Source organism: Methylocapsa sp. S129 (genome assembly GCF_009765995.1).
Taxonomy (GTDB): Bacteria; Pseudomonadota; Alphaproteobacteria; order Rhizobiales; family Beijerinckiaceae; genus Roseiarcus.
In genome coordinates, this window is sequence record NZ_LMUI01000061.1 from 1 (window position 1) to 7,590 (window position 7,590).

Here is a 7,590-nt window from a genome sequence, read left to right on the forward strand (position 1 = left end):
AAAAGACTGAGTCGGCGCCTATTCATAACCGATCTATTCCGCCTAGAGCCCGATTTTTTTGGCTTTTTGCTCGTCCCACCACCAGGTGTCGGGGGCGCCGGTGCCGAGCCTTGGTTGACGCTCGGGTCTTGAAAATGCGTCCCAATAGGCAATCCAGACCTCGTCGCGATAATACATCGGCACCCAATAATGGCCGGCTCGCAACACGCGGTCGAGCGCTTTGGCCGCGGCGTTGAGGTCGACGCGCGACTGTGCGTTGGCGATTTTTTCGATCAAAGCGTCGACGACCGGATCTGCGACGCCGCCCATGTTCCGCGAGCCTGGTTGCGTGGCCGCGGCCGAGCCAAAAAAAATGCGCAGCTCGACGCCTGGCGTCGGGCTGCCGCCAAATCGCGCGGGCACAACGTCAAAATCGAAATTCTCGGTGCGCGCCTTGTACTGCGCGGAATCGACGATGCGCAATCGGGCGTCGATGCCGAGCTTGTGCAAATTGTCGATAAATGGCGTTGTGACCGGTTGCAAAAAGTCCGAGAAATCCAGGAACTCAATCACAAAGGGTTTGCCATCCGGCAGGCTGAGCGCGCCGCCCTGGCGTTTGCAGCCGGCGCCCAGCAGAAGATCATTGGCGCGCCGGAGCAATTGGCGGTCGCTACCCGAACCGTCAGAGACCGGCGGCAGATAAGGCTCGCCAAAGACCGCATCGGAAACTTTGCCGCGAAAGGGCTCAAGCAATGCGAGTTCGTCAGGGCCAGGCGGCCCTTTGGCCTCCATGTCAGTATTCTGGAAATAGGAGACCACGCGCTTGGTCGAGGAATATTTGACGTTCTTGTTGGTCCATTCGAAGTCGAAGGCGAGGCCGATCGCCTCGCGCACCCTCGGATCTTTGAATTGTTCGCGGCGCAGGTTGAAATACCAGGCTTGGTTGCCGGTCGGCGCCCCATTGTGCAGAACTTCCTTCTTCACCCGCCCGTCGCGGAGGGACGGGAAATCATAGCCGTTCACCCAAATTGGGACGTTCAATTCCTCATGGAAATTGATCGATCCGGCCTTGAACGCCTCGAATGCGACTTGCCGCTCCCGGTAATATTCGAAGCGGAGGCGTTGGAAATTATTGACGCCGACATTGACCGGCAAATCTTTCGCCCAATAGTCTTTTACGAGTTCGAATTCGATGAAACGGCCTTGCTCGAAAGTCTTCATCTTATAGGGTCCGGAGCCGAGCGGCGCTTCCATCGTCGAAGCGTCGAAGTCGCGCGTCTTCCACCAGTCCTGTGAGAAGATCGGCATGCCGGCGACAATGAGATGGGCGTCGCGGCTGCGCTCTTTGATGAATCGAACGGTCGCGACGTCCTCGGCTTCGGCGGCGACGCTCTCGACATCCGTGAGAAGTTGAGAAAAAGTTGGATGACCTTTCTCCTTGAGGGTGTTCAAGGAGAAGGCGATATCGCTCGCCGTCAGCCTGGAGCCGTCGCTGAACCGGGCTTCGGGGCGCAGGAGGAATCGATATGTGAGCTTGTCCTGGCTGTAGCGGACGGCGCGCGCGAGGAGGCCATAAACAGAATCGGGCTCGTCGCCCGTTGACGTCATGAGATTGTCGAAGGTCGCAGTCATGCCTGCCGCGCCGTCGCCTTTTTTCGAGAACATGTTCAGCGTGTCGAACGTGTCGAAGTTCTGGTTGCCGCCGGTGCTGGTTATCTGGAGCGACAATAGGCCGCCCTTTGGAGCGTTCGGATTGACATAGTCGAAATGTTTAAAATCGGGGGGCAGGGCAAGATCGCCGAAGGCCGAAAGGCCATGCGTTTCGATCTCGCCCTCCGCAAAGGCCGCCCGGGCGGTCAAAGCCCACGGCAAAGTGAGGCCGGCGGCGGCGATTTTCAACGCCGAACGCCTTGTGATTCCTGACGCCATGAGGCTTTCTCGCAAGTTGAAGTCCTATCCCGATTCGCGGCGATTTAAGCTGCTAATCTCTTTCCTGGCCAGCGCGCTGGCGTAGGGGCGTTAATTGGAGCGTTGAGGGCATGAATGAGGCTTTTTTTAAATCGCCCGATCGGCCGATGGGGTTCGGCTTTGCCGTCAATCCGCTCGATCGGGTCTCCGAGCGCCGCGAGGATGAAGCCTTTCTGGGGAGCTTGCGCGCCCGGCCGGACGCCCGCGCGCTGCTCATCTGCCGCGACACGCCAATCCTGAAAAAACGCGTCGATGGTCTCGATCCTTTATTCCCCTTGAGCGAAATCGACGGGGTCGGAGCGTCGCGTCAGGCCGCGCTACTCGGCCTCCTTCCCGGCGGCGCTCCCGTTTTTGCGTTTCTGCTGGACGATGGCGCGGTCGAATTGCGCTCGGACGCCAGCGATGGCTTTCTCGATCGGCGCGTGATGATCGTCCCAGGGCGCGGCGACCTCGCCCTGATCGATATGCGCTCGATCGCAGTTCAGGGCCTGCTCGCGCCCGATCTCGTGGGCATGTTGGGGCAGGCCAAGGCGCTGATGCATTGGCATACGCGCCACAGCCATTGCGCCAATTGCGGGGCCGTGACGCGCGTTGCGGCGTCGGGCTGGCGCCGTGAGTGCGACGTCTGCAAGGCGCAGCATTTTCCGCGCACCGATCCTGTCGTCATCATGCTGGCGGTCGACGGCGACAATTGCCTGCTCGGACGTCAGGCGCGGTTCCCCAAATCCATGTATTCGTGCCTTGCCGGCTTTCTTGAGCCAGGCGAGACGATCGAGGATGCGGTGCGCCGGGAAATCTTCGAGGAGGCGGGGATCGTCTGCGGGTCTGTCTCCTATCTCGCCTCGCAGCCCTGGCCGTTTCCCGCGTCCCTGATGATCGGCTGCATTGCGCAGGCGACGACGCTTGAACTCCATGTCGACGGCATCGAGCTTGAAGATGCGCGCTGGTTTTCGCGCGCCGAAGCCGCTTCAATGCTGCAGGGGCGCCATTCCGACAAGCTGCTGGCGCCTCATCCGATGGCGATCGCCCATCACATTTTGCGCGCATGGACACAGGGTTAGGCGGGCCTGTGGGGGGCAGCGGGTATGCGTGATTCACTTTCTGAAAATGATTTGGGGGGAGGCTCATGGCGGGCAAGATGCGGCCGATCGCCACGCAGGCGCGCCATCTTGGCGGCGCGCGGCGCGGAGGGTGGCTCTACGCTGCTGTTCGTGATAGGGGAACGGCGCAAGGACTGAGGGCTCGTTTGTGCTGAAGGCGTTTCGTTTTAATACACGGGGGCTTCTTCCGGTCTTGGCTTTATTGAGCCTTGGCGGGTGTTCCGGGATACCCACATCGGGCCCTAGCGCCGGCGATGTCGCCGATCAAGCCGGCACGGCGGTTGCCCAGCAATATGAATTTGTCGATATTGATTCGTCCGTCATAGACACATTGCGCCATCGCGCTCCTGACAGTTTTTTGGCTCATTTTGGAGACTATCGGCCGTCGGTTGAGCCTCATATCGGCGTTGGCGATGCGGTTTCGGTGACGATTTGGGAGGCGAGCGCGGGCGGGCTGTTTTCCGCTCCCCTCGTGGCCGATCGGTTCACCACGGGATCGAATAGCGCAACTATCCCGGAACAGATCGTCGGACGCGACGGATCCATCAGCGTTCCCTATGCCGGCCGCATCCAGGTGATCGGGCGCACAACCCAGGATATCCAGAAGGTCATTGAAAAAGCGCTCGAAGGCAAGGCGATCCAACCGCAGGTTCTCGTCAATGTCGCGCATTCGGTCAACAATACCGTGACGGTGACCGGCGAGGTGACGAACGGCGCCCGTGTGCCGCTCTCAGTCAGGGGCGATCGGTTGCTTGATGTCGTCGCAGCGGCTGGCGGGGTGAAGGCGCCGGTCAACGAAACTTACGTTCAGCTATCCAGGGGTTCGGCAAGCGTTCGCGTTGCATTAAGCCGGGTCATATCGAACCCGCGCGAAAACATATTCATGCGACCCGACGACGAACTCACCTTGATAAGGGATCCCCAGACTTTCCTCGCCTATGGCGCGACCGGCCGGAACGCTGAAATTCCTTTCGACGCCGAAGGCATAACGCTCGCGCAGGCGTTGGCCAAGGCGGGGGGGCTGCTGGATTATCGTTCGGACCCGCAAGGCGTCTTCATCTTCCGCTACGAGCCCGAGAGCGTGGTGCGTGCTTTAAGGCCCAACAGCACCTTGATTCAGCATGGCCGTTTGACGCCTGTCGTTTACCGGCTCAATTTGCGCGACGCGAGCAGCCTATTCGCGGAACAGAGCTTCCACATCGTTAATAGAGACTTGCTCTACGTGTCCAACGCGCCGCTCACGGAAGTTAATAAAGTCGTCAATATTTTCAGCACGGCGTTGTCGCCGGCGGGCTCGGCGGCAAGCGTCTATGCGGGGGTCAGGTGAACGTTATCGATCAACCGCGCGCTTGGTTCTCCGGGCGCGCCCAGACCTTAAGGTAAAAGCCATTCGCTGCTGAGGGGATGTGCGCGGCGCCATTTCAAGAAGTGGCGAAATCCGCGCAGCCTATGGCCGCAATTGAAGCATGTTCAGTGTCCACGACCTCGCAGGCGCTTGCACGTTCCCGCGCAAGAACCGAAGACGCGCAATGGCGTTCAACGGTTCAGCGGTCGCCTGAGCGATCATCAACGCGACTGTGTTCTCGTGACAACGCATCCGAAGTCACAGTCTCTTGAGGTAATCATCTATCGCAGACAAGTAGGCGGTCTCGGAGGACTCTCCCGCCCGGTCGGTTGCTGGCAAGCCCGAGCCCGATTTTGGCCGTGCAACAGCCAAATTAAGGATGGCTTCGCGCCACTCCTGCTCTGACAGAGGATCGAGATAAGTCACGCGGTCGCCGCTCTGTTCGCGGAACGGCGGGATGTCGGACGCGATGACCGGCGTTTCGGTCGCGAGCGCCTCTGCAACCGGCAGGCCGAAACCCTCCGCGAATGACGGCGCGAGAAGCGCCCGGCAATGATCGAGCAATCTTTTGTAATCGCGCGTCGGGAGACCCGCGACCTCGATCACATGGCCGCGTGGGGCCTCCCTTTCGAGCGCTGCGACGATTTTCTCGCTATTCCACCCGCGATTGCCCACAATCACGAGCTTAGGAGCGTCCGCGCCTTGTCTGGTCACGAGCTCACGCCAGACGTCGAGCAGCAGCAGGTGGTTCTTGCGCGGCTCTATAGTTCCGCATGTGACGAAAAATGGAACGTCGACCAGTCGAGGATCAGGCTCCGCAGGCTCTGAAAAAATCGGCGAAACGGGTAATCCCTTTCGAAAGATAGGCAACTCACCCCGCCCGCTCTGATCGAGATGTCGCCGCAGGCTTTGTTCGACGTCGGCGCTGGCGACAATGGCCGCCGCGCCGCGCCGCGCCAATAAGTCCAGACGGCGGGTGTGGCGAGACGGCTCGCTCGCCCAAAACCATTCCGGCCTCTCGAGCGGCAGCAGGTCGTGGATGAAAAAGACCGGACGAATATCAGAGCGCCGATCAAGCCACGCGACGTGTCGCTTCCAATCGAGCGGGAAATTGGCGGCGTTCAGATAAAATGAGCCTTTCGGAGCCCCTACCCGAGGCGCCCGGCCGAGGCCGGGGCCGTACCGCAGCAACGCTTGCGCCACATTGAGGAGGCGCTTGGGTCGCGGTTGGACGATGCGGGCTGTGCGTCCTGGCGCCTCGTGTTTCGTGCGAAGACGCTCGATAATTTCTTCATAAGCGGGGGAACGACGGTCTTTTGCGGATATCTCGTTCCAGGCCGCCGCGACCCGGTCAGTAGCGCCGCGCGAGATTCTGTTGGAGAGCAGCCGCGGACCGGTGAAGCCAAGTCCCAACGCAAAGGTTTCGAACTGCCGGTGGGTCAAGAAATGCCGGGCCAGCAGCCAATCGACCCGATCAATGCCGTTCGGCGTGGCGTTCAAGACGCGCGTGATCAGCCTGGATAGATCGTAAATAACGGAAACTGACATTTTATTTTATTAACGTTCCCACTGTTCGTTGTCCCCAACTCGTTTAGCAGCTCGAGCGCAATTCGCCGCCGGCAACTCGAACACATTGCGCCACCGCCAATAGCGCGAATCTCTCCCTCCGAAGGGCGCGGTATTCATCTGACTTTCCAGCCGTGTGGCCCATCGTCGGCGCTTCTCGATTGTAAAAGGTCCCCGGCTCAGACAGAGTTGGCACGGACGAGCGCAATTAGCGATTATCGGATAGGATCATCTCAACTTTATCGTAGGCAGGCACCCGATGCTGGATCAACCAACCATCCCTTTAGTTGAAATCGAGCCAGGCGGCCCTTCGAGGACGGAGAATTCGACAAGCGAAGCGCGGCGCATTCTCTGCGTCTTTCCACGCTACGAGCCTTCGTTTGGCTCCTTCGAATACGCCTATGACATTACGGGCTCCCTGCGGGCGTTTATGCCGCCGCAGGGCTTGCTTGTTATCGCCGCCGCCCTCCCGCAAGGCTGGGAGGTCAAATTCGTCGACGAAAATATCGTCAAGGCGAGGAAGAGAGATTTTCGCTGGGCCGACGCCGTTTTCGTCAGCGGCATGCATGTGCAGCGGCGACAGATCGACGACATCCGGCGCCGCGCGCACGCGGCCGGGAAGCCGGCGATTCTGGGCGGATCCTCCGTCTCGGCAAGTCCCGAATATTACCCCGATTTCGACTATCTCCACATCGGCGAAATGGGCGATGCGACGCGAGAGCTATTCTCGCGGCTCGCCGAGGATTGTTCGCGGCCGCGCGCGCAAGTCCGATTCGAAACGCGCGAACGTCTGCCGCTCAATGACTTTCCGATACCGGCCTATGAACTCGTCAGTTTCGACCATTATTTTATCGGCTCGATGCAGTTTTCGAGCGGCTGCCCTTACGAATGCGAGTTCTGTGACATTCCAGCCCTTTACGGGCGCGTGCCGCGCTATAAATCGCCGCAACGCGTCATCGCCGAACTGGACAAGCTGCGCGCCTGCGGATTGTCGACCGCGGTCTATTTCGTCGACGACAATTTCATCGCCAATCGGCGCGCGGCGCGCGAGTTGATCCCGCATTTGATCGAATGGCAGGAACGCAACGCATTTCCATTGTCTTTTGCGTTCGAGGCGACGCTCAATATCGCGAAATACGAGGACTTGCTCGCCATGATGCGGGCCGCCTGTTTCACCGCAATCTTCTGCGGCGTCGAGACTCCGGAGCCCGAGGCGTTGCACTCGATGTCGAAAGATCAAAACCTGACGTTGCCCATCCTTGAGGCTGTGCGACGATTGAACGCGCATGGGATGGAGGTCATCGCGGGCATTATCGTCGGGCTCGACACCGACTCTCCGGAAACCCGGGAAAGAATCATAGATTTCGTCGAGCAATCCCACATTCCCATGCTGACGCTCAATCTGCTGCAGGCCTTGCCGCGCACGCCGCTTTGGGATCGGCTGGCGAAGGAGAAACGCCTCTCAGAGGACGACACGCTCGAGTCCAACGTCGTCTTCAAATTGCCCTATGAGCAGACCATCGGCATCTGGCGCGCCTGTCTGCAACACGCCTACGCGCCGGCGCGACTGTATGAACGCTACGATTACCAGACCCGCCACACCTTCCCCAATCGACGCCCGCGGCCGCGTCC

At 60.0% G+C, this 7,590-nt stretch carries 5 protein-coding genes; 3 read left to right on the forward strand and 2 right to left on the reverse strand.

Annotated features, from left to right (window positions below):
- Positions 1 to 42: 42 nt before the first annotated feature.
- Positions 43 to 1,908 carry an extracellular solute-binding protein gene (locus tag GSQ90_RS31930; RefSeq protein WP_158819042.1) on the reverse strand — a complete coding sequence of 622 codons (1,866 nt, stop codon included), beginning with the start codon at positions 1,906 to 1,908 and terminating at the stop codon, positions 43 to 45.
- 110 nt (positions 1,909 to 2,018) lie between these two features.
- On the opposite strand from GSQ90_RS31930, the gene nudC reads away from it, so the two are divergent.
- Together nudC and GSQ90_RS31940 are read left to right on the forward strand one after the other, a co-directional pair.
- A complete protein-coding gene (gene nudC, locus GSQ90_RS31935) occupies positions 2,019 to 3,008 on the forward strand; it encodes an NAD(+) diphosphatase (protein WP_246731875.1) in 990 nt (329 codons plus the stop codon).
- Positions 3,009 to 3,198: 190 nt separating this feature from the next.
- Entirely contained in the window at positions 3,199 to 4,374 is a 1,176-nt protein-coding gene (locus tag GSQ90_RS31940) for a polysaccharide biosynthesis/export family protein (RefSeq protein ID WP_158819046.1), read from the forward strand.
- A gap of 276 nt (positions 4,375 to 4,650) precedes the next feature.
- On the opposite strand, the gene GSQ90_RS31945 is transcribed toward GSQ90_RS31940, so the two are convergent.
- On the reverse strand, positions 4,651 to 5,940 hold the full coding sequence (locus tag GSQ90_RS31945) for a glycosyltransferase family 1 protein (RefSeq protein WP_158819043.1): 1,290 nt from the start codon (positions 5,938 to 5,940) through the stop codon (positions 4,651 to 4,653).
- Between the two features lie 277 nt (positions 5,941 to 6,217).
- On the opposite strand from GSQ90_RS31945, the gene GSQ90_RS31950 reads away from it, so the two are divergent.
- Positions 6,218 to 7,590 (forward strand): B12-binding domain-containing radical SAM protein (locus tag GSQ90_RS31950; RefSeq protein ID WP_158819044.1); only part of this gene is annotated, 1,373 nt, incomplete at its 3' end.

What these genes read in the sequence shown, in the direction of transcription:
- nudC (WP_246731875.1), top strand. Translation starts at nt 2,019, where the DNA reads ATGAATGAGGCTTTTTTTAAATCGCCCGATCGGCCGATGGGGTTCGGC.
- GSQ90_RS31930 (WP_158819042.1), bottom strand. Translation starts at nt 1,908, where the DNA reads ATGGCGTCAGGAATCACAAGGCGTTCGGCGTTGAAAATCGCCGCCGCC.
- GSQ90_RS31945 (WP_158819043.1), bottom strand. Translation starts at nt 5,940, where the DNA reads ATGTCAGTTTCCGTTATTTACGATCTATCCAGGCTGATCACGCGCGTC.